Source organism: Zoogloea sp. (genome assembly GCF_030157465.1).
Taxonomy (GTDB): Bacteria; Pseudomonadota; Gammaproteobacteria; order Burkholderiales; family Rhodocyclaceae; genus Zoogloea.
Genome location: NZ_JAOAUU010000058.1, coordinates 131,501 through 153,155, shown reverse-complemented (window position 1 = coordinate 153,155; position 21,655 = coordinate 131,501). Strand labels below are relative to the sequence as shown.

Annotated in this window: 10 protein-coding genes; 1 reads left to right on the top strand and 9 read right to left on the bottom strand. The window is 70.0% G+C overall.

What is annotated here, in order from left to right; all coding sequences use genetic code 11:
• Positions 1–36: 36 nt before the first annotated feature.
• Positions 37–792 carry a sulfite exporter TauE/SafE family protein gene (locus tag Q1W26_RS07295; protein WP_300437847.1) on the top strand — a complete coding sequence of 252 codons (756 nt, stop codon included), beginning with the start codon at positions 37–39 and terminating at the stop codon, positions 790–792.
• Between the two features lie 6 nt (positions 793–798).
• On the opposite strand, the gene Q1W26_RS07290 is transcribed toward Q1W26_RS07295, so the two are convergent.
• The 9 genes from Q1W26_RS07290 to Q1W26_RS07250 all read right to left on the bottom strand — a co-directional run bounded on the left by Q1W26_RS07290 (position 799) and on the right by Q1W26_RS07250 (position 21,649).
• Positions 799–2,445 carry a diguanylate cyclase gene (locus Q1W26_RS07290; RefSeq protein WP_300437845.1) on the bottom strand — a complete coding sequence of 549 codons (1,647 nt, stop codon included), beginning with the start codon at positions 2,443–2,445 and terminating at the stop codon, positions 799–801.
• Positions 2,442–5,660, bottom strand: coding sequence for an ATP-binding protein (locus Q1W26_RS07285; protein WP_300437842.1), 3,219 nt, complete (start codon positions 5,658–5,660; stop codon positions 2,442–2,444). Before Q1W26_RS07285 ends, Q1W26_RS07290 begins: the two co-directional genes overlap by 4 nt.
• A 216-nt stretch (positions 5,661–5,876) precedes the next feature.
• Positions 5,877–9,254 (bottom strand): DUF4157 domain-containing protein, encoded by a 3,378-nt coding sequence (locus Q1W26_RS07280; RefSeq protein ID WP_300437840.1) that lies wholly within the window; start codon positions 9,252–9,254, stop codon positions 5,877–5,879.
• Positions 9,255–9,267: 13 nt separating this feature from the next.
• On the bottom strand, positions 9,268–10,662 hold the full coding sequence (locus Q1W26_RS07275; protein WP_300437838.1) for an ATP-binding protein: 1,395 nt from the start codon (positions 10,660–10,662) through the stop codon (positions 9,268–9,270).
• Positions 10,659–12,626 (bottom strand): contractile injection system tape measure protein, encoded by a 1,968-nt coding sequence (locus Q1W26_RS07270; RefSeq protein WP_300437836.1) that lies wholly within the window; start codon positions 12,624–12,626, stop codon positions 10,659–10,661. The genes Q1W26_RS07275 and Q1W26_RS07270 overlap by 4 nt, the downstream gene beginning before the upstream one ends.
• A gap of 15 nt (positions 12,627–12,641) precedes the next feature.
• Entirely contained in the window at positions 12,642–15,395 is a 2,754-nt protein-coding gene (locus tag Q1W26_RS07265) for a hypothetical protein (RefSeq protein WP_300437834.1), read from the bottom strand.
• Complete coding sequence (locus Q1W26_RS07260) at positions 15,388–18,150, bottom strand: hypothetical protein (protein ID WP_300437832.1); 2,763 nt, start codon at positions 18,148–18,150, stop codon at positions 15,388–15,390. The genes Q1W26_RS07265 and Q1W26_RS07260 overlap by 8 nt, the downstream gene beginning before the upstream one ends.
• Positions 18,150–21,218 carry a baseplate J/gp47 family protein gene (locus Q1W26_RS07255; protein ID WP_300437830.1) on the bottom strand — a complete coding sequence of 1,023 codons (3,069 nt, stop codon included), beginning with the start codon at positions 21,216–21,218 and terminating at the stop codon, positions 18,150–18,152. Before Q1W26_RS07255 ends, Q1W26_RS07260 begins: the two co-directional genes overlap by 1 nt.
• A gap of 5 nt (positions 21,219–21,223) precedes the next feature.
• Positions 21,224–21,649: a GPW/gp25 family protein gene (locus Q1W26_RS07250; RefSeq protein WP_300437827.1), complete on the bottom strand. Its 426-nt coding sequence runs from the start codon at positions 21,647–21,649 to the stop codon at positions 21,224–21,226.
• Between the last annotated feature and the right edge of the window lie 6 nt (positions 21,650–21,655).

Genomic DNA, 21,655 nt, shown 5'->3' with positions numbered 1-21,655 from the left:
GACGCGCTCCACGCTGCGCGGCCCTCGGGAGATTCCATGGAAATGAACACCGCCGGCTGGCTCGTCACGGCGTTTGCAATTCTCGTCACCGGTATTTCAAAGTCGGGCCTGGGCGGTGCGCTGGGCGGGCTGGCCGTGCCTTTCATGTCGATGTGGCTGTCGCCGCGGGATGCCGTGGCGGTGATGTTGCCCATTCTCATTGCGATGGACATGTTCGGCATCCGGGCCTGGCGGGGCAAGGCCGACTGGGCCGACCTGCGCCTCTTGCTGCCGGCTGCGCTGGCGGGCATTGCGGCCGGCACCCTGGCTTTTGGCGTGATGCCGGATCGCATGGTCAAGGCGGTGGTGGGCTTTATCGCGGTGGCTTTTGCCCTCGATCGCCTGCTTCGACGGGGCAAACCGCTGGCGAGCAGCGGCCCGCTGCGCCACTTTGCGTGGCTGTGCGGCGCCGGCGCGGGTTTTACCAGCACCCTGGCCCATGCCGGTGGCCCGCCGGTGATGATCTACCTGCTCACCCGCGGCCTTCCGCGGGAAACCTTTGCGGCCACCTCGGTGTTCTTCTTTGCGGCCCTCAACCTGGCCAAGCTGCCCTTTTACGTGGGGCTCAACCTGTTTACCCGCGACACGCTGGTGATGTCGGCGCTGCTGCTGCCCCTGGTGCCGGTGGGCGTGTGGCTGGGCATGCGGATGCTCAAATGGATTCCCGAGCGCCCGTTCTACCTGATCGCCACGGCGGCGCTGGGCCTGTCGGGGGTCAAGCTGCTGTGGGACGGGGTGATGGCTGGCGCTTGAGCGCCCCTATGCACTGGCCGCCGGCTGCCCCTGAATGTCGCCGGAGTGGATGATGAAGCAGTTGCCGCCGCGTTTCTTGGCGCGGTACATGGCGTCGTCGGCGTGTTTGAAGAGCTTGAAGGAGTCGCCGGCGTCGGCGGGGTAGATGCTGACGCCGATGCTGGCGCTCAGTTTCATGCCGTTGCCGGCCCGGAAGCTGTCGGCGACGGCCTGCAGCACGCGGTTCATGATGTCTTCGAGCTGGCCGGTTTCGGTGAAGCCGTTGAGCAGCAGCACGAACTCGTCGCCGCCCCAGCGGGCCACGGTGTCGCCTTCGCGCAGCGAGTCCTCCAGCCGCCGGGCGACTTCCTGCAGGACTTCGTCGCCGGCCTTGTGGCCGAGGTGGTCGTTGATCGGCTTGAAGCCGTCGAGGTCGATGAGGCACAGGGCAACCCGGTTTCCGCTGCGCCGGGCCTGGGCGAGGGCCAGCGTGAGGCGGTCGTCCAGGAGGTTGCGGTTGGGCAGCCCGGTGAGGGCGTCGTGGTGGGCCATTTCGTGCAGTTGCCGGCGCGAGGCTTTCAGGTCGATGTTGAGGCGCCGGGTGCGGATGTAGAGCGTGCTGAGCGCGGCGAAGGCGAGCAACAGGCCGGAGAGGATCTGGGCAAGATACTGCTGGAAGATGAGTGTCAGGGAGATGGCTTCCGGCTTGTCGTAGGGGTAGATGCGGTGCCGGCGCATGATGTTCTGGACGCTCTGGTATTCCAGCGGCGTGGACCAGCGGTAGTAGCGGGCCGCGCGGGCGGCCGGGCTGTCGGGGGGCATCAGCAGCAGCGCCGCGGCAACCTGGTTGGCGATGTCGATCTGCACATGGGGCGCGGCGGCCAGCGGCCACTCGGGAAACAGCCCCGTGCTGATCAGGAAGGGAAAGTCGTGGCTGCGGGTCGGGTTGATGATGCGCAGCCGGGAGATGTCGATCTTGCCTTCGGCGCTCATGGCTTCGAGCACGCCGGTGCGCACGAAGCCCGCGTCGGCCTTGCCGTCGAGGACGGCGTTGACGCACAGATCCTGCGGGAAGCCGAGGAAGCGGACCTTGGCTTCGGTGTCGAGGTTGACGTTGTGTTGCTTGAGAAGATCGTATTGAAGCAGGAAGGCGGCGAAGGAGGTGTGGTCGACGGCGGCCACGTGCTTGCCCCTCAGGTCTTCGAGGCGGTTGATGTCCGGCCGGTCGCTGCGCGTGAAGATGACCCCGCCAAACTGGTTGACCAGCTTGCCGTCGGCGCTTTTGACCAGGGTGGCGAGCCGGGAGACGCCGTAGAGGCTCTCCATGATGATGTAGTGCTCGGGGTTGGTCAGCACGAAGTCGAGTTCCTTGCGGCCCAGCGCGAGCTGGAATTCGCCAAGGTTCATCGGCCTTGCCACGAAGCGCGAGCCGGGAATCTTCGAGGACAGGAAGTCCATCGTCGGTTGCCATTCGCGCGTGGTGACCGCCTTGTCGCGAAAGGCGGTGATGCCGACCTGGTAGACCGTTTCGCTGCGGGTGTCCGCCACCGCCGCGCCGGGCGCCACCGCGACCGTCAGCCACAGCAGCGCCATGCAGGCCGCCAGCCGGTGCAGCCACGACCACCCCGGGGTGGCCGGATCGCGCTGCGCGGGTGGGTGGCGGACGGGTTTCATGACGTTTTCTGTCGGGAGTCGTGCTGAAGCCAGCGCAGGATGGTGATGAAGAGCGTGTCGGGTGTGGCGGGCTTGGCGATGAAATCGTCCATGCCGGCCTCGGCACAGGCCCGGCGGTCTTCGTCGAAGGTGTTGGCGGTCATGGCAATGATGGGCACGTGGCCATGGGCGCCGGGCTGGGTGCGAATCGTGCGGGTGGCGGTGAGGCCGTCCATCACGGGCATCTGGATGTCCATCAGGATCAGGTCGTAGAGGGTTTCGCCGGCCATCTGCACGGCCTGTGCGCCATCGACCGCGAGGTCCACCTGCAGGCCGGCTTCGTCGCGCAGCAGTTCGAGGGTGACTTCCTGGTTCACCCAGTCGTCCTCGACCAGCAGGATGCGTTTATCGCGGCATTGGCTGCGCAGCCGTCGTTCGGCTTCTTCGCCGGAAACCTCGGAGGGCGCCTGCCCGGGGTCGCTGGTCAGCTTGCCGACCCGCACGGTGATGCGGAAGGTGCTGCCGAGGCCGGGGGTGCTGCTGACGCTGATGTCGCCGTCCATGAGGCGCATAAGGCGCTGGCAGATGGCGAGGCCGAGGCCGGTGCCGCCGAACTGTCGGGTGGTGGAGCTGTCGCCCTGCTCGAAGGGCTTGAAGATGCGTGCCAGGGCTTCGGCTTCAATGCCGACGCCACTGTCCTGAACCTCGATGGCCAGCAGCGCGCTGCCGCCGTCTTCTTCTTCCAGGCGGGTGCGTATCGAAATGCTGCCGCGCGTGGTGAACTTGATCGCGTTGTTGACGAGATGCTGCAGCACCTGCTCGATGCGCAGGGGGTCGCCGAGCAGGGTTTGGCCGCGGAGGCGCGAGTCCAGCTCGAGGAGGAGGCGCAGACCCTTGGCCTCGACGTTGGGCCTGACCAGTTCGCTGACCCGGCCGACCAGCGCCGGCAGCAGGAAGTCTGTCTGCTCGACGGGCAGCCTGTCGGCGTCGATGCGCGTCAGTTCGAGCACGTCGTTGAGCAGTTGCAGCAGGTGGCTGGCGGCGCTGGCAACCTTGCCCAGGCGCTCCTGCTGGGCCGGATCGGTGTTGTTGCGGCCGAGGATGTGGGTGATGCCGATGATGGCGTTCATCGGCGTGCGCAACTCGTGGCTCATGTTGGCCAGAAAGCTGGTCTTGGCCCGGTTGGCCGTTTCGGCGGCTTCCTTGGCTATCGACAGGTCGGCGGTTCGGGCGGCGACGAGTTCTTCGAGGTTGTGCCGGTGACGCTTGAGTTCGGCTTCGGCGAGCTTGCGATCGGTGATGTCGCGCACGCTGGCATAGACGTAGTCCTGGCCGTCGGCGCTGACGTGGCTGGCGGTGATGGCCACGGCGAGTTCGCGGCCGTCTTTCCTGCGGTGGATGGTTTCGAGTTTCTCGCCGCCGAGAGTGCCGACCCTGGCCTGGTGCGAATTCCAGGTGCTCATGGAGAACAGCGGGTCGATGTCGGGGACCGACAGCGCGGTCAGCTCTTCACGGGTGTAGCCGAGCATGTCGCAGGCGGCCTGGTTGACGCGCACGATGCGGGCGTCGGAGCGCATCCAGTAGGCGCCGTCGGCCGAGTTGTCGATGGAGATATTGGCCAGCGCCAGCTCGCGGTTCTTGGCGGCCAGGCTGGTGGTCTGGCGTTCGACCTGGCGTTCGATGAGGGCGGTGCGGCCGGTCATGCCGAGAATCAGGGTTTGCAAGAGGGTGGCAAAGAGCAGGCCGATGACGCCTACGGCCCAGCTGACCCACGGCCGGTTGGACTCCATGTAGGTGTCGTCGGCCCGCACGGTCAGCATCCATTCCCGGTCGCCAAAGACCAGCGAGCCCTCCCATCTGGAGCGTGCAGGTGCGCGGCTGGCCTGGCTTTCGGTGTCGTCGAGGTGCCGGGTTTCGCCGATGGCGTAGGGGTCGGTGAGTTCAACGTCGAGGCCCGGCGGAAGCTCCTTGCGGGTGGCCAGCTCGAGCAGCTGCCCCACCTTGATGATGGCCACCGCGAAGCCCTGGGTGGTGTGGTGGTCGCCCGGCCAGTGCGCCGGCGCGAGGGCCAGCACCGCGACCTTTTTTTCCTGGACCAGCCAGATCGGGGAGGTGACGGCGAAGCCGCCTTCCAGTTCCAGGCCGCGGTCGACGGCCTCGCGCCGCACCGATTCGGAGCGGATGTCGAAGCCGATGGCCGGCAGGTTGGCTTGGCGGGGGGCGATGTAGGTGACGACGAGATAGCTGTTGCGGCGCGCGGCGGGTTTCAGCCGGCCCTCGTCGTCCCTTTCGGAAATCCGGAATCCCGGCATCCCCAGCCGGCCGGCCATGTCCGCCTCGAAGGCGGCCCGTTCGGTATCGGCCACCTGGAGGTTGAAACCGAGGGCGGAGATGTCCGGGTTGTCATGCAGCGTGGACAGGGTGAAGTCTTCGAAGCGGCTGGCGTTGAGTTCAGGGCTGACCTCGATGAAGCGGCGCAGCGACAGAAGTGCTTCCCGATGGGCCAGCAGGCGGTCGGAGATGCGCTTGTGGATGAGCTCGGCATCGGTTTCGAGGCGACGCTGCTGGTCTTGTTGCTCCCAGCTTGCGGTGGCGAAGAAGGCGGCTCCGACGAACACCAGGGTCAGCGCCATCGGCAGCGCCAGGCGGCCCTTGCGGCTTTGCCACAGGGGGCTCTGCCGGATCAGGAAACACAGGCACAGCGGGGCGAAAGTGAGCACGCCCAGGGTGTCGCCGACGAACCAGTTCCACCATGCGAAGGCGCTGACCGGTTGGCCGATGACACCCATCAGGTGCAGGGTGAGGACGCCGACGCTCGCGGACACCAGGCAGGCCAGGGGCCCGCCCAGCAGCAGGAAGTAGATCACATCCCGCTCGTGTTCGAGGCTGGACCATGAATCGCCCCGGAAGCGCCGGATCAGGGCCTGGCCCACCCAGGCCTGGGCCGCCGCGCCGCTGGCAATACCCAGGGACACGACGACTGTCGTGGGCGACAGGTTGCCGTTCAGCCCGGCCAGTGAGAAATTGAGCGCCGCCGATCCCAGCCAGATGCCGGGCAGGGAGCCCGGGCCGAAGCACAGGCTTACCGCCAGGGCGAGGCCCGCCGCTGGAAAGATCGGGCTCGAATAGCCCTCGGCAATGGCGAAAGACAGCCCCAGTCCTCCAAGCACCAGATAGGCGAGGGCAATCAGCAGGTTGCGGGAGATAAGGGCAGATGTGTTTTTCGGCAGTGACATGGTCCGGTGTGGTGGTGCAGCGGATCGGATGGTGCCCGGACGGCGATGACGATTGTCCGGGCGAACTTACGAAGGGTATGTGCTGTTCACGGCTGAAAGGGCGAAAATCTTTATCACCCTGACGTAAAAGCGCGAGCCACTTTGCTTGTGGACCGAATGGTAACCCCTTGTGCGAAAAGCGCATGTGGCGCTCTGCCGGCGTAGCCAGGCTTTACATTACATGTGATTGTCGAAGGGTTGCGAAGCGGGTAGCGCGCTGCCCTCCGGTGCCTGCACCACTTCCAGGCTGACCCCGAAGCCGCGCGGGGTGAAATGCTGCAGCAGCGCGTCGCGGATTCGCCCCTGCCGGGCGGCGATCACGTCCGGGGCCACGCCGGGCAGCGCGCGGGCCAGGCTGGCGGCATCGAGGGGCGCATTCGCCTGGGCCAGCTCGAACAGGCGCCGCCCTGCGCCGGCCACCGGGGCCGGGCCCAGCAGCGTGGCGAGTTCGGCTTCCAGCCCGCCGGGTGAGCCGGGGTACTGGCAGCGGATGGCGTAGGTGACGATCCAGGGCGGAAAGTCGTCCCGCCGCAGCGCGGCCCGGAGCGCCGTTTCGAAGGCCACGATGCCGCCGCGCTGCAGGTTGGTGCCGCGGGACATCGGGGCAAAGTTGCGGGGGTCGGCGTTCGCGCCGCCCAGCGACGCGGCCAGCAGGTGCCCCCCGTGGTAGCCCGCGATGGCCGTGCCGGGCACGGTCAGGTCGGGGTCGGTGCTGCGCATGTGGGGCCGGGTGTTGAAGCTGAGGGTGGCCCGCATGCCCTGGGCCCGGCCGTAGGTCGTCAGCGCGTCGTAGGCCGGCGCGTGGGGCGGGGGCTCGCGGTAGTTGGAGACGCCCTCGACGCGCAGGATCTCGTAGCGTCGGCAGATGTCGCGCAGGCGGGCGGCGAGCCGGTTGATGGCCTCGTTCATGGCCTGGCTGCGGCCGCGCTCGGTGCGGCGGCGGTTGGCGTCCACGACAAAACGGGTGCCGTCCTGCGCCAGGGTGTCCAGTTCGGCGCCCAAGTTGCCTGCCGGGTGGTTGCGCCGCAGCGGCGCCCATTCGGTGCGGATGCGCTGGAGGCGATCCGAAAACTCCATCACCAGCTCGCTCGACATGCGCAGTGCCAGCCGGCCGCCCTGCACTTCGGTGCGGATCGAGTGCTGTTCGCGGCCGATGCCGAAGGGCACCAGCACGTTTTCGTTGCCGGCCGGGGCGGCGCCGGGCGTGGCGCTGCCGCCGCCGCCGGCAAGCAGGCGCCCGACGCGCCGGGCCATGCTGACGATCCAGCTCACCACCCGGTCGAGGGCCCGGTCGATGGGCGCGCGGATGCGGTTGATGATGTTGGTCACCGCGTCGCTGACCCGCCCGAGGCCGACCAGCCGGGCCAGGAAGCTGATCACCAGCGTGAGCAGCCCGGCCATGGTCTGCTCCACCCGGTTGGCGGCGGCGCCGAGGGCCCCGCTGGCAATGGCGGCGATCGAGTCGATCACCGCGCCGGCCACCTGGGCGATCTGGCGCATGCGTTCGATGAAGAACATCACCGTGTTGTAGATGGCGATGATGGCCTGGATGAAGGCGCCGGCCGGGTTGAGGCTGGATACCAGGCGGGTGATGGCGGCGGTGACGATGTTGTCGCGCACGAAAGTCATCACCTGCTCCATCACCATGTCGCGCAGGTTGCCGATGCCCTCCTGGATCTGCTGCCAGGCGGCGGCCGGGCCGTCGCGCACCAGGGTCACCACGATGTCGAAGCCGGTTTCGAGTGCCCCCACGGCGGGCTCGCCGATCACCCGCGCCAGCTTGCCGCGGATGTTCTGCCACGTCAGCCCCAGCACGCTGAGCACGAACTTGAGGATTTCGGTCAGGCTGAAGGCTTGCGGAATGTAGATGTTGGCGCCGCTCATCGCGCCGGTGAGCCAGCCGATCAGCGAGGCGCGCAGGTGGGTGAGGATGCGCCCCGCAAACTGGCGCAGGCCCTGCACGGCGGCGCGCACCAGGTTGCCGATGAAGCGGATCGGGTCGCCGATGATGGTGCGCAGGGCCCCGGCGGCGCGGCGCAGATAGGGCATCACGCTGGGCGCGACCACTTCGAAGATGATTTCGAGGAGGCGCATCACCTGCTGCCCGGCCCAACTGAAGAAGCTCAGCGCAAAGCTGCCGAACACGCCGGCAACGCGCGCAAAGGTTTGCGGCAGGCGCACCAGATCGCCAATGCCCAGGCTGCGCAGCACCGCCATGAATTGCCCCGGCAGCGCGGTGACAAAGCCCATCAGCCCGGCCAGCGTGCCCTGGAACCAGGCCCAGGCCCGGCCGACGGCGTTGCCGCGCTGGATGTTCTGCCACACCTCTTCCTGCCCGATCAGGCGCATGAAGCCGCCGATCAGGTTGGCCGCGCTGCGCGCCACCGGCTCGCCGGTAATCGGGTTGCGGCCAAGCACCGCGCACAGCAGATCCCAGCCGCGGGTGCGCGAGGCCAGCTGCGCCAGCGGGCGCAACACCGCGTCGCGGATGAACTGCAGGATGCCGGACACCAGATTGCCGACAAAACTGCGGATACGCGCGATGGGTTCGGTGACGATGCGCCGGGCGCGATCCCACACGTCGCCGAGCCGGAAGATGTCGCGCCAGCCCAGCGAATCGAGGAAGCGGTTGATGGCCTGGCGGATGCTGCCGCCCACCATGCCGAGGCTGGCCAGCTGTTGCTGAACCCAGCCGGCCACCCGGTCGATGATGCCGTGGTTGTCCAGCGCCTGGGTGATCAGCGCGCCGCCGGGCATCAGCTCGACCACCGCCCGCAAGAGGTTGCCGGCCGAGCGGTCGACGGGGCGCATGTTGATCGGATTGACGCCCAGCACCAGCGTGAACATCCGGAAGCCGGGCAGGAAGTTGGCGTGCTCGGCGAAATAGTCGATGGCGTCGCCAATGCCCAGGCGCTGCACGGCGGGCGCGCTGTGTTCGCTGATGGCCGGCAGCAGGCTGCGCCGGGCTTGCGGCGGCGCCTGGGGCGCGGCGCCCTGCTGCACGGTGTGGGTGAGCTCGTGGGCGATCAGCTCGCGGCCGGCGCTGCTTTCGGGCTGGTAGGCGCCGGCGCCGAAGAAGATCTGGTGGCCCACGGTGAAGGCCGCGGCGTTGAGCTGGCGGCTGGCCTGGGCGGCCTGCGGGCCGGTGTGGATGCGCACCGCCGAGAAGTCGGCGCCAAAGCGCGGCTCCATGAAATCACGCAGGGATTTGGGCAGCGGCTGGCCGCCGGTGGGCAGGCCGGCGATGGCGGGGCTGGCGCGGGCCGGGGCGGCGCTGCCCGGCACGGATCGCATTGCGCTGGCCGCGCGGGACGGCACCAGGCCGGCGAGCCGGGCGCTGCTGGCCGACACAGGTGCCGGCGGCAGGCTCACCACCTGGCGGGCAACACGGCTGGCCTCGTGCTCGGCGGCGTCGTGGGGGCTGGAAACCCTGAGCCCGCCCGGGGCCGCTGCGGCTGCGCGCATCGGCAAGACCGGCGTGCGCACGCGCACCGGGGCGGCGACGGCCTGGTGTTCCGGCGCGCGCAGGGCCTGACGACTGAGCGGGGCGTTCATGGCGATGCCGGCCTCAGCTGGCGCGGCCCTCCTTCAGCAGTTCGCGGCGAATGCCTTCGTCGACGGCGGCGGCGCTTACGCAGCCCGCGCCGTGGCCGATAGCCTGCAGGCAGGCGTAGCGCACCACGTCCATGATCGTGCCGCCGGAGAGTTCATGCTGGCGGGCCAGGCGTTCCAGGTCGAGGCCGGCTTCGAGGCGGGCCGCGGCGGGAAAGGCTTCGCGCCACAGGCGCAGGCGTTCGGCCGCGCGCGGCATGGGAAAAGCCACCACCGACTGGAAGCGCCGCAGAAAGGCGTCGTCGATGTTGTGGCGCAGGTTGGTGGCCAGGATCACCACGCCGGCAAAGGCCTCGATGCGCTGGAGCAGGTAGCTCACCTCCTGGTTGGCGTAGCGGTCGTGGGCGTCGGACACGCTGGTGCGCTTGCCGAACAGCGCGTCGGCTTCGTCGAAGAACAAAATCCAGCCGGTGTCCTCGGCGGCTTCAAAAAGGCGGGCGAGGTTCTTCTCGGTTTCGCCGATGTACTTGGAGGTGACCTGCGACAGGTCGACCCGCAGCACCTCGCGCCCGCAGCGCTGGCCGAGCAGGCAGGCGGACAGCGTCTTGCCGGTGCCGGAGGGGCCGTGAAAGAGCGACACGAAGCCCGGCGCGATGCGCCGCCCGAGGCCCCATTCGTGCATCAGCGTGGCGCCGTGGGTGAGCCACAGGCCAATGTCGTCGAGCTGGGCGAGGGTTTGTGCGGGCAGCACCAGATCGCCCCAGCCGAGCCCGCTGATCACCCGCCGGGCCGGAATGCCGGATTCCGGGCGGGTGGCGTGCGGCAGGCCGGGCAGGGCTTCGGCGAGAAAGCGCGGCGACAGGGTGAGCGCGCCGCTGAGCGGGGCATCGTCGCTGGCGGGCGTGGCCACGTGCAGCACGTCGGCGCGGGCCAGGCGGCCTTCGGGGGCCAGGCGGCGGATCGCCGCAAGGCGCGCGCCGAGTGCGTCACCGGCGAGCAGGAAGCAGGCGGTTTCTGCGCTGGGCACAAAGCTCGCGCCGTTGCTGGTGCCGCCGAATTCGGTGAAGGGGCGCTGGGTGGTTTCGTTGCGGGTGCACAGCACGTCGAGCAGTTGCGGGCGCAGCAGCGGGGCGAGGGCGAGGGCCACGACCAGCCGTTCGGCGGCGTCGAGCCCGTAGCGCGCGATGGCGGCGCTGTAGGGGCAGCCGGGCTGTGTGAGCGGCGGCGGGGCGATGTCGCCGGGCAGCGGGGGCGCCGCCGGTGGCTGGCCGAAGTAGCTGGCGAGGCGGGCCTGCAGGCAGCTCGCCAGCCATTCCAGCTCGGCTTCGAGGGCGGGCGCGGCGGCCTGGAGCAGGCTGTCGGCGAGTTCAAGCTCGTCGCTGACGGGCCAGGGGATGTCTTTGCCGCTCATGGCGTGGTCCATTCGGTGCACAGCGGCCGGCTCATCCACGGCAGGCGCACCAGGCCGATGCCCCAGGGCAGCAGGCCGAGGAGGATGTCGAAGGATTCGGGCTCGACGCGCAGCAGCCAGGTGTCGTCGCGTTTTTCCAGGTGCCCGCGGCGCTGCAGGAAGCTGGTGCGCAGGCCCGCCACGCTGGTGCCGCGCAGGGCCTGCCAGTGAATGATCACGGCGTCGAGCAAGGCGTCGGCTTCGGTGCGCTGGCTGTCGGTGAGGGGTGGCGGGGCGTGGGGCAGCGGGGTGTCGGGCGCGTGGCCGAGGAGCACCTTGATGAAGCCGAGTTCGAATTCGTGTGGCCTGCCCTGCCCGCTGGCGAGCCCGTGGAGCAGCGCGGCGGCGGCGGGAAGCGCCGCGTTGGCAAGCGGGCCACGGCTGCCGGCCGGGTAAAGGCCGGTGGCGTCGAGCAGGCGCGGCAGATAGGGGTGGAGCAGCACCAGCCCGGCAGCCGGCACGACGAAGCCGGCGGGGTCGGGGCGGGGCGGATGCGCGTCGAAGGCCGGCCGGGGCGGGGGCGCGGTGGCGCTGGCCGGTGCCCCGGCTGGCGGGGTGAGATGGGCCGATGCCGGCGCGGGCTGCGTGGCCGGCGGGTGGGCGCGGGCGGGCTGCGGGCGGTTTGGGCCAAGTTTGGAGTCTGGCGCTTCGGCATCGTCTGCGTGGGCTTCGGCAGGCGCGCGCAGCAGGGCGAGGACGGGCTGCCACGGGGCTGGTGTGGTGCTGCCGGCGAACAGGTTTTCGAGCCCGCCGAGCATGGCGTCGCACCACGCGGCGTGGGCTGCCGGGCTGTGCTCGGGTTCCATCGTCCAGGTGAGCCACAGGGCCAGGGCGTAATCGGCGTTTGGGGTGTGGGCCGCGAGCAGGCGGCGCAGCGCGGTGCTTAGCGGGCGGCGGGCGTTGGCCGGCGCCGGGGCGAGGGCGGCAAGCGGGCGGTATGCGTCGGGCGGCAGCAGGGCGAGCCAGCGGGCCAGGGCGCCGGGGCGGGCGGCGGACGGCAGCGCAAACAGGCAGGCCGGCAGGGCGCCGAGGCGGGCCCACACGAGGGCTGCGTCGCGCAGGATGGCCAGCACACGTTCGGGCGCCAGCCCGGCGAGGGTCCAGTCGAGGCTGCCGCTGTGCAGGTAAAGGGCCAGGCTGGCCTGGGCGTGGAGCGGGAGGGCGTCGGGGGCGGGGTTTGGTGCCGGGTTTGCCACTTCTGCCTTGCCGGCACGGGCCGGGCTGCCCGGATCAGCGGCGGGCCTGGCTGTGGGCGCAGGGCGCGCCGACGCGTGGCGGGGCGCGGGTTCGGCGGCGAGCGTGGCGGTGAGGTTGATGAAAAGCGAATGCAGGGTGGCCGGTGGCAGCAGCCAGCTTTGGTCGCGCAGGCGCAATTCGATGGGGGCGGCGATGGGCGCGGGGTGGGCGCCGGTGTCGATACCGGCCTGCTTCAGCGCGTTGGCGATGGCGGCGTGCAGTTCGGCCGGAGCGCTGCGGCAGAGGGCGTCGAGGGCCAGCGCGGCGGCCACGGGCAAGGGGGCGACGGCGTTTGAGGGCGGCGGTTGGCCGGGGATGTTTCGGGCGGGCGCGGAGGAGTATTCGGTGACAAACCCGGTGGCCACTCCCGTGGCGGGCTCGGCCGGCGGCGTGGTGGCCGTGTCCAGGTCGGCCAGCGCTGCGGCGATGGCTGCGGTGGCGGCGGCAAACACGCGCTCGGGCAGGTCGTCGGCGCTATCTGCCGGGTTGAGCCGCAGGTGCAGTTCGAGGCGCGGCAGGTGGATCAGCCGCGTGTCGGGTACCTGGGCCGAGAGGCTGCGTTCCAGCGCGGCCAGCACCGCGTCGCTGCCTTCACGCAGCAGGCTGCGCAGCGCGAAGGCGGCGTCGGGCGTGGGGGCCCGGGCCTGCCAGTGCAGGCGCCGGATGCGGTGGGGCAGCGGGGCGTTCATGCGTGTTACCCCGCTTCAGCGCTTGAGCCTGCCGAAGCTTTGCAGGTTGGTGATGAGCACGGTCTGGGTGCCGGTGCTGCCCGTTTTAAGGGTGTCGAGGCGGGTGCCTAGGGTGCTGGCGGCGGTGGTGTCGGTGACGTACATCGTGCCGGTGGCAAGGATGGAGGCGACGCCGGCCGTGGTGCCGGTGGTGGTATCCACGCCCTGCTTGACCACGTGCTCGGTGGTGTCGGCAACGGCGCTGCCGAGTTCGGCCTGGGCCTTGGTGAGCATGGCCTGGGCCTGGGTGCGCGAGGTTTCTGTGAGATCGCCCCGCGAGGTGAGTTCGACGAGGGTTTGCACCTGCTGGCGCTTGTAGTCCACGTCCCGGACCATCTGGTCGAGCACGGTGTCGCCGGTGGCGACGGTTTTGCCGGGCAGCACCACGTCGGAGCCGGTGGCGGCGCGGGTGCTGAACACGCCTTTCACCAGGCCTTCGACGCTGGCCGTCTGGTTGGCGAGCTGCTTGGTGACTTCGGCCTGGCCGGCCTTGACGGTGGCGTCGAGCTGCTGTCTGGCCACCTCGAAGCGGCTGGTGACGCTTTCGGTGACCAGCGAGCCGACCACCAGATCGACCGGCCGCACCACCTTGATCGGTTCGAGGATGGGGGGCGGGCGGCGCTGGGGCGGCCGTTTGAGGGGCGGCTCGACGGGTTCGGGCTCGTCGATTTCGGCGCAGGGGTAGGCCACGGTGAAGTCGCCCACGACGCGGGCGGTGTCGTCGTACACCAGGATGAAGGTGCCGCCGCGCCAGGCGCCGCCCAGGTGGTCGAGCCCGGGGTGGTCGGCGGCAAAGCGGGACAGCAGCAGCTTGTCGTCGGCCTTGTCGTCCTTGGCGACGATGAGATCGTCCAGCCAGTCCAGCCACAGCGGGTGGGTGGTCTGGATCAGCGAATCGAGGGGCGAGGCGAAGTCGCTGCGGGCGAGCTTGCCCAGGTCGGCGCGGGTGTTGCCCACCGAGCCGAGGGTTTCGGCGATGTCGGTGTTCCAGCGGGTTTCTTCGGTGCTGCTGCGGTAGGCGCTGTAGGTTTGCTTTTGCAGCGAGAGCTTGGCCTTGTCGTTGAGGTTGAGAACCGCCTTGCGGGCGGTGTCGGCCGAGCCGAGCACGTTGATGCCGGTGTCGGTGCTGGCCGGGATGTCCTTGCTGTCCACGGCTACCTTGAGGTTGGCGACGAACTTGTCGGCGTAGAGCTTGCTCTCGTCGAGGCGCAGGTCCACGTCCTGCCGCAGCAGGTAGTGAAAGCGGTGGAGGTCGGTGTAGCGGGTGCCGAGGCGCGGGATCAGGCGTTTTTTCTCGGTGTGGGCGAGCACGGTGTGCACTTCGAAGGGCAGGTTGCGCGCGGTGATCAGCTTTTGCAGTTCGGCTTTGACTTCGGCAACAGGGCGGCCGAGGTGGCCTTCGACGCGAAAGAAACTGTGGCCGGCGATGCTGCCGGCGAGGGGGTCGAGGGCGCGCGGGCTGCCGCCGTAGTCGATGGCGCGGTAGCCGAGGTTGTGGTGGGCGAGACGGCGCTCGGAGAGCCGGCGGTTCCAGCCGGCGTGGACGGCCGGCAGGTAATACCAGGGGATGGCCCGCTCGCCCAGGGGGCGGTCTTCGCCGTGGCTGGGGGTGACGCGGACCTGGGGCTCGAGGGGCGCGGCGTACTGGCTGATGAGCAGTGACATGCGGCGCATCAGGAAGCGGGCTTCGGCGGCGGCTTCGCGGGCGTGGGCGTCGCCGGCGGCCGGGTGGAAGGGCGTGCGGGCGGCTTCCGGGTCGGCGAGGGCGCCGGCCAGCAGGTGTTTGGGAAAGGCGCCGGGGGCGGGCAGCGGCACGCTGTTGTCGGCAAGCAGGGCCTGGCGCAGTTCGTTCCAGGTGGTGACGACATCTTTCAGGAAATCATGGCAGGGCTGGGCCGCCGCGGGCTCGGCGGCGGCGACGATGTCGGCGAGGCGCCGGGCCCAGGCGCCGGTGTGGTCGGCGCCAAAGACGTCGATGAGCAGATCCTGGAAGTTTTCGGAGAAGGCGGGAAGGGCGGCGTCGAGGCCCTTGAGAGTGCGCCGGGTGGCCTGGATGAAGTGCTTGGCGAGTTCGTCGGGGGAGGTGACGGCGGTGTCGATCTGCGGCCGGTAGGCCATCAGTTCGTCGAGCTTGGTGGCGGCGTCGGCGTGGCTGTTGAGGCTGCCGAGGGCGTCGGCCAGCTGGCGCGGGATCAGCAAAATGCGCAGGCGGTGCTGGCTTTCGCGGCCGAGGTTGTCGCAGTCGTCGCCGGTGCAGAGATCCGGGTCGCTGAGGGTGGATTCCATCAGCAGCAGCACGACGCGGCCATCGAGGGCGCCGGGCTGGGCGGCGATGGGCGTGCCGAGGGGGTCGTCGGGCGGCACGAGTTCGAGGATGTCGATGGGCGCGCCGGCGGTTAGCAGGGGCGCGTAAAGCGGGGCGGTGGCGTCGTAGGGGCGCACATGGCTGCGCTGCACGGCTTGGGGCAGGCGGATCAGGTCGCCGTCGGTGGTGATGCCGAGGCCGGCCGACACCGTAACCGAGCGGGCGTCGAAGGCCATTGACGCCTTGAGGCCGGTGGCAATGCCCGTGCCGAACAGGCTGGTGCGCGACAGGCGATCCTGCTGGTCGAGCCAGGTGCCCACTTCGTTGAGCTGGGTGTGGGTGAGAACCTGGTCTCGCTCGAATACCGCGTACTGGGTGGCGAGGGCGGAACCAAGACTGTAGATGACCTGTTTGGGATCAGCCATGGTCGGTCTCCTGGGGGGTGTCGTGATGATCGGGGGTGCTGCCCAGCGAAGTGCGGCCCAGCACGAAGGGCGGCGGCGGGGCCTGGTCGGGCTCGGGCAGGCAGTTGTAAAGGTGGCGCTGGGGATAGACGTTTTTGATGCCGGTGAGGGCGTCGATCATGGCCTGCAGCTTTTCGGGCCGGTTGGCGCGGGTGTGGCCGGCGTGGAGGCTGAGCCAGTCCCGATAGGCGCGCTCGAAGCGGGCCATGTCGTCGGCGTTCACCCAGCAGATCTTGGGCAGCAGGTGGGCGGGCACTTCGCTGCGGATGGTGTGCTCGACGAAGTGGCGGAAATCCAGGTTCTGGAAGCGTCCGGCGTAGGCCGGCAGCACAATTTGCAGGCGCCACGAATAGGGGTCGGCGTCGGCGCAATCGGTGCAGTCGCCATCGAGGCAGATGGGCATGAGCGGGTCGTCGGTGATGGCGTAGCTGCCGTCTTCGTTTTGTTGCAGGGCCGGGCGGAGCAGGATGTTCTCGAAAACGTAGAGCCCTTCGCCGCTGTAGTGCTCGCGCAGGTAAACCGTGAGGGCGGACATTTCGGTGCGGGCGGCATCCGCGCTGGCAAAGCCTTCGTTGCGGCGGGCGAGCACGTGGCCGTCGGCGGCGGTGACGCGGAAATAGGCCTTGCCGTCGCGGCCGTCGATGATCTGGTAGTGGTCGAGCTGCTGGCCGCGTTCGATGGCCTGGATCATCGCGGCGCGGGCGGTTTCGCGGCTGGGGTAGTGCACCGTGGATGAAAGCAGGATCTTGTTGTCGCCGGCGCGCAGCACGCGGAAGCGGTATTCGTCGTGGGGGTTGTCGCCGGGGCGGCTGTCCACTTCGGCGTAGGTGTCGTACGAAACCGCGCCGAGGTTGCGGCGGGTGAAATCGGCAATCCCGAGCAGGCGCGCCAGGCGCCGTTCGAGGCCGCTGACCTTGTCGGTGTTCCAGAGATCGGCCGGATCGTCCGGGCGCTGGGGGTAGGCCTGGGCGCGCCTGGCGGTGAGGCTGGCGGCTTCAGCCAGAAAGGCGCATTTGTCGGCGATGACTTTGGCGTCGCTGTGGTCGAAGGCCGAGGCCATTACGGCGGCGTATTCGGAGAAATCTTCGCCAAGGCGCGCCAGCAGGTGGTCGAGAAAGCGGTTTTGCTGGGCGATGGCTTCGTCGGCGCTTTGCTGGAGCACGCTGAGCGACTGGGGCGTGACGCCTTCCGGGTAGAGCCGGGCGTGGTCGGGCACGCTGTCGACGATGCGCGCGCTAAGGGTGCGGGCGCCGTGCAGCGGGTCGGCAAAGCGCTCGGCAACCCGCTGCAGATCGCCGGGGTGAACGGATAGCAGGTTGCGGCCGCGGGCGAGCTGGGCGAGATCGTTGGCGATCTGCTGGTCGAAGAGCAGCAGCCAGGCCTTGAACTGCAGCAGCTGGGCCTGGCGCTGGGCATCGGGCTGGCCGCCGAGGCCGGCTTCGCCGAGGCCGTAGAGGGCGGGAAAGTCCAGTTGCAGCGAACGGTAGGCCGCGAGATCACGCCAGCGGCCGTCGGGCAGGGGCAGGTCTTCGCGTTGCGGGGTTTCGACGGCGCGGCGGGCGTCTTCGCGCAGGGCGTCGAGGCGGGCGCGCACGCCGGGGGGCATGTCGGCGAGGTTCCAGCCGGCCACGGGCAGGCCGCGTTTTCTGAACACCAGCCGGCCGGCGGGGGTTTCGCCGTCGAAGTCGATGGCGAGGCGCGGCAGGTGGCCGGGCTGCACCGGCACGCGCCAGCGGTTGGCGAGGGTTTGCGGGTTGCCGGACGCATCAAGCGGGTTGAGGGTGATGTCGGTGATCGCATGCACGCCGGGCACGTCCATCAGCACGCCGATCAGATCAGACAGGCGCAGGGTGTCGGGCAGTTCGGAGCGCACGAGGTCGGCTTCGTCGATGAAGCCGTTGGTCAGCGCGGGGCCCTCGAAAATGTCGGCGATGCTGCGCGGCTGGCCGTTGGGGCCGGGGCGGGCGCGCATCTGGGCGAGGCTGTAGCTGGGCACCGGCGGCGCAATGGTCCGGGCGGCGTCGAAAAGTAGCTGGGCGGCCACTTCGGTGACGCTGGCGCTGGCGTCCAGGTCGAGTTCGGCGCACAGGGCGAAGCGCTGGGTGGGCACCGGGTCGATGGCGATGAAATCTTCGGCGAGGTTGCGGTGGGCTTCGAGGGCGGCGCGCACGCGGGAGAGCACGATGTCCTGCTCGGCCAGGGTGTTGTCGTCGTCCATGAAATCAATGGCGACGCGGTACAGGCCGCCAAGGCGGACTTCCTGGTAATGGGCGTGGGCCGGCGGGCTGCGGCCGAGCTTGCGCGCCAGCCGGTCGGCGTAGAGCGGCGGCGGGGTGACCGGCGTGATCCAGGCGTTCTTGACGCCTTCGAGGTCGATCAAGAGCTTGCGCCAGTCGAGGGCGGTGAGCGGCGCGCTGGGCAGCACGTCGCGGGCGCGGTGGAATTGCCCGCCGATGGCCGGGCCGGCGTCGGCCGGGGCGGCGAGCAGGTCGGTGAGCGGCAGCGCGGCCCGGTAGCCGAGTTCGGCCTGGGCCCAGGTGACGAGTTCGAGGGTGGTGATGCCCGGATCGTGGATGTTGTGGTCGGTCCAGGTCTGGCCGGCGAGGCGGCGCAGGTGTTCGAGGCCTTCGGTATAGAGCGCGGCGGCGTTCTGGCCGACGGGCTCGGGCGTGCGTGGCAGGGTGGCCGGCTGGAGCGGGCTGGAGGCGGTGGCCATCACCGGATCTCCTCGATCAGGTGTTCGGGTGCCGAGACGAGGATGGCGTCGGGGGCATCGGGGGCGAGTTCCGGGCTGTCACCGGCCGGGTGGGCGGCGAGGGTAAGGCGGAAGTCGGTGACGTAATCCACCCATTCGAGGCTTTCGACGAAATCGACCAGCGCCGAGCGGATCACCCGGCCGCCGAAATCCAGCGGAAAGGCGCTGTCGAAGGCCCACGGCGACAGGGCGCGCACCAGCGCGGCGTTGATGTCGCGGCGGTAGTAGCTGAAGGCGTAGCCGGGGCGCATGGCCACCTTGAAATCGAGCAGCACCGGGCGGTAGCCGGGGTTTTTTACCGTGAGGGTGGCCTCGGACAGGCCCATGGTCGCGCGGGCCAGGATGTGGCTGCGGATGCGTTCGAGGGTGTCGAGGTCGACCCGCGGCTGCAGCGGGTCGACGGCGTTGCGCTGGCGCAGGTCGGGCACCACGACGAGGGTGGTGTGGCCGGGGGCGAACCACGAATCGGGGCGGGCGTGGGGAATGCACTTGACCCGGTCGACGCCGGGAAAGGCCTGCAGCACCAGGCGTTCGAAATCCCGCGGGCTGATGGCGCGGCCCCGGTGGCGCAGGCGCTCGGTGGCGCGTCGGGCAAGGGCGGCGGCGTCTTCGCGCAGCGCCCCGCCGAAGGAGGCGTAGGGCTGGGCAAGGCCCTTGAGGCCGGCGGGCGGCACCAGAAAACGCGTGATGCTGCCGGCCGGCAGGGCGCTGGCCAGGTGGCTGGCGGCGTTGCCCCGGTGTTCAAAAGCCACCTCGACGGCGTTGGGATGCACGCCGACGAGCCGGCAGGCGGCCCCCGGCTGGGCCGGAATGGCGGCGCGCAGCCACACCAGCCCGGACGGCATGCGGGTGTTGTCGGTGGTGGTTTCGGCGGGCAGGTTGATGGCCACGATGCCGCTGGTGCGCAGCGAGCGGGTGGTGTCGAGGGTGAGTTCGGTGCCGCTGGCGAGGGGCCGCCAGGCGTTGTCGGCCAGCACCGACCAGGCGAGGGTCTGGCTCGCGGCCTGCGGGTCGGCGCTGCCGTCGGCCACCTGGAACAGCAGGCTCAGGGGCGCACCGGCGGCGCTGCCGGCGATACCGATCAGCAGTTCGCCGGCGGCCGGGTGGGGCGGCAGCAGGCTGGGGGTGCCCTGGTCGGCCCAGGGGCGGGCGCGGTTCAGCCACAGGTGTTCGCGGGCCACGCCGAAGGCATCCACATGGAAGAACTCGACGGCGGCGTCGCTGAAGGCGGCGGGGCGCTCGTCGTCCAGGTGGGCGGTGCCGGATTGGGCGGTGTAATTGAGGCTGATGGATTGCAGCTTGGGCGTCCACGGTTCGGCGAGCGCCGGCTGTTTGGCGATGAGCGCCGCCACGGCTTCGCTGCGCCAGGCCACGTGGAGCAGGTCGGTCTTGAGGCTGAGGGTGATGTAGCCGGCGCGGGGGTCGAGGGGCCGCGATTCGTCGTCGGGCTGCATCGGCTGCTGGTGCCGGGCGTAGCCGATCTTGCGGCGGGCGGCGGTGCTGTCGGCGCGCAGCATCTGGCGTTTGGCGGAGGGTTTGCGGGCGGTGTGGGCGTGAGCCGGGTCGAGGTTGGGGCCGAGGTCGATCTTGCCATCGCTGCCGGGTATCAGCGTGACCACGCGGCTGCGCGTGCTGCGCAGGTCGGCCCAGCCGGCGTCGGCCTTTACGCCGAAGGCGAGGCTGCTTTGGCCGCTGTAGCGGGCGTAGCGGGCGGTGAGATCGGCCTGGGTGGCGGGGGCGTTTTGCCAGACGAGTTGCAGCGACAGATCGGACAGCGGCTTGCCCAGCGCTTCGGGGCAGCCGATGTAGAAGCAGGTGCCGGGCGCCGCCTGCGGGCCGAAGGGCAGAAAGGCCTTGGTCGGGTCGAGCTTGCCGAGTTCGCTTTCGAGCTGCAGCCCGTGGATGCCCGATACGGTGACCTTGATGCTGGCCTGGCGCAGGCGCAGCCCGGCGGCGAGGTCGAAGCGGGCGCTGTCGTTGAGCAGCAGCTGGATGACCGGCAGCCCGGCCGGGAAGGGCTGGCCCAGGGCGGCGGGCTGCGCGTCGACAACCGCCGCGGTGCCGGCGGGAACGGTGACGCTGAAGTTCCAGGCGCCGCCGCTTACGCTGGAGGCGTCGAGCGTGAAGGGGCCGAGCCAGCCCTTGGGGCCGCTGAGGCGGGCGCTGAAGGCGGCGGCGAGGGCCGCGCCGGTGTGGATTTCGGGGTTGAGCCCGGCGAGGCCGAGGCTGAGCGTGATTTTGCGCTCGCCTTCGGCCAGGCGCAGCACGGCGGCGGCAAAGGCGAAACCGACCGGGGCGTCGGGCAGCATGGGCTGGCCGGCGGGGGTGAGGCCGAAGGGCGACCAGTCGGGGGCGTCGGCGGGCAGTTTTTCGCCCAGGCCGTTGGCGGAATCGGCCACCGGGGCAAAGCCGAGGCGGCCGGCGTGGTGCAGGGTGGCGCACAGGCGGGCGATGCTGGCCTGGCCGGCAACCACCGGGCGCACCGGGCGGTAGATGCGTTCGGTGTTGCTGGCGTCCTTGCCGGCGGAAAGGCTGTGTTCGGGGCGGATTTCGACGGGCGCGGCGCCTTTCTTGAGCTGGACCAGCACGTGGGCGTGGTCGGGCCGGGGCGGCCGGGCTTCAAAGCCGAGGGCGGTTTGAAGCTGGAATTCGAGGTGCCGGCGGGTGAAATCGTCCAGCAGCGCCCGCGGGTGGCGGGCTACGCGCAGCACCGCCAGCAGCAGGGCGAGGTGGGGGGCGAGGCTGCCGTCGGTGGTGTCGGCCAGCGCGGCGAGGCGGGCGCGGTAGTCGTCGGGGCGCTCGCCGGGTTGGGGCGCGGGAAAGAATTCGCTCCAGTTGCCGTCGGGCGTGTCGGGCGTGTGGCCGTAGTAGCGCAGCTGGCCGGCCAGCGCGCGGGCCGCCAGCAAGAGCGCGGTTTCGTCGCGGCCGTCCAGCGGGGCGTGGGCCGGGTCGAGCTGCGGCGGGTGGCGGTCGGCCTGGCGGGTGCCGGGGGCGGCGATCAGCGGGGCGAGGAGGGTGTGCCGGCTCATGGCGATTATCCGCGGCGGGTGGCGCGCAGGGCTTCGGTGGCTTCGCCGAGGTAGAAGGGGAAGACCAGGTTGAAGCGGGAGTTGGTGCTGCGGATCAGGTAGTCGAGCCGGATCGCGAGCACGCCGTCGAAGATGCGGCTGTCGTCGATGACGAGTTCGAGCACTCGGATGCGCGGTTCATACACCAGCACGGTGGTGAGGATGCGGTCTTTGAGCACGCTGCGCAGGGTGGTGCTGAGGGGCTCGAACATCAGTTCGTGCATGTCGAGGCCGTATTTGGGCTGCAGGAAGCGCTCGCCCGGCGTGGTGCCGAAGAGGATGCGCAGGCTGGCGTCGATGTCGGCTTCGTCCTCGGTCATGCGGGCGCCGCCGCTGGCGAAGGCGGGCGGAAAGGCCCAGCCGCGGCCAAGGAAGGATGAGGGCTCGCTCATGGCTGC

Coding starts and splice junctions, on each gene's coding strand:
- Q1W26_RS07295 (WP_300437847.1), top strand. CDS start 37: ATGGAAATGAACACCGCCGGCTGGCTCGTCACGGCGTTTGCAATTCTC.
- Q1W26_RS07290 (WP_300437845.1), bottom strand. CDS start 2,445: ATGAAACCCGTCCGCCACCCACCCGCGCAGCGCGATCCGGCCACCCCG.
- Q1W26_RS07285 (WP_300437842.1), bottom strand. CDS start 5,660: ATGTCACTGCCGAAAAACACATCTGCCCTTATCTCCCGCAACCTGCTG.
- Q1W26_RS07280 (WP_300437840.1), bottom strand. CDS start 9,254: ATGAACGCCCCGCTCAGTCGTCAGGCCCTGCGCGCGCCGGAACACCAG.
- Q1W26_RS07275 (WP_300437838.1), bottom strand. CDS start 10,662: ATGAGCGGCAAAGACATCCCCTGGCCCGTCAGCGACGAGCTTGAACTC.
- Q1W26_RS07270 (WP_300437836.1), bottom strand. CDS start 12,626: ATGAACGCCCCGCTGCCCCACCGCATCCGGCGCCTGCACTGGCAGGCC.
- Q1W26_RS07265 (WP_300437834.1), bottom strand. CDS start 15,395: ATGGCTGATCCCAAACAGGTCATCTACAGTCTTGGTTCCGCCCTCGCC.
- Q1W26_RS07260 (WP_300437832.1), bottom strand. CDS start 18,150: ATGGCCACCGCCTCCAGCCCGCTCCAGCCGGCCACCCTGCCACGCACG.
- Q1W26_RS07255 (WP_300437830.1), bottom strand. CDS start 21,218: ATGAGCCGGCACACCCTCCTCGCCCCGCTGATCGCCGCCCCCGGCACC.
- Q1W26_RS07250 (WP_300437827.1), bottom strand. CDS start 21,649: ATGAGCGAGCCCTCATCCTTCCTTGGCCGCGGCTGGGCCTTTCCGCCC.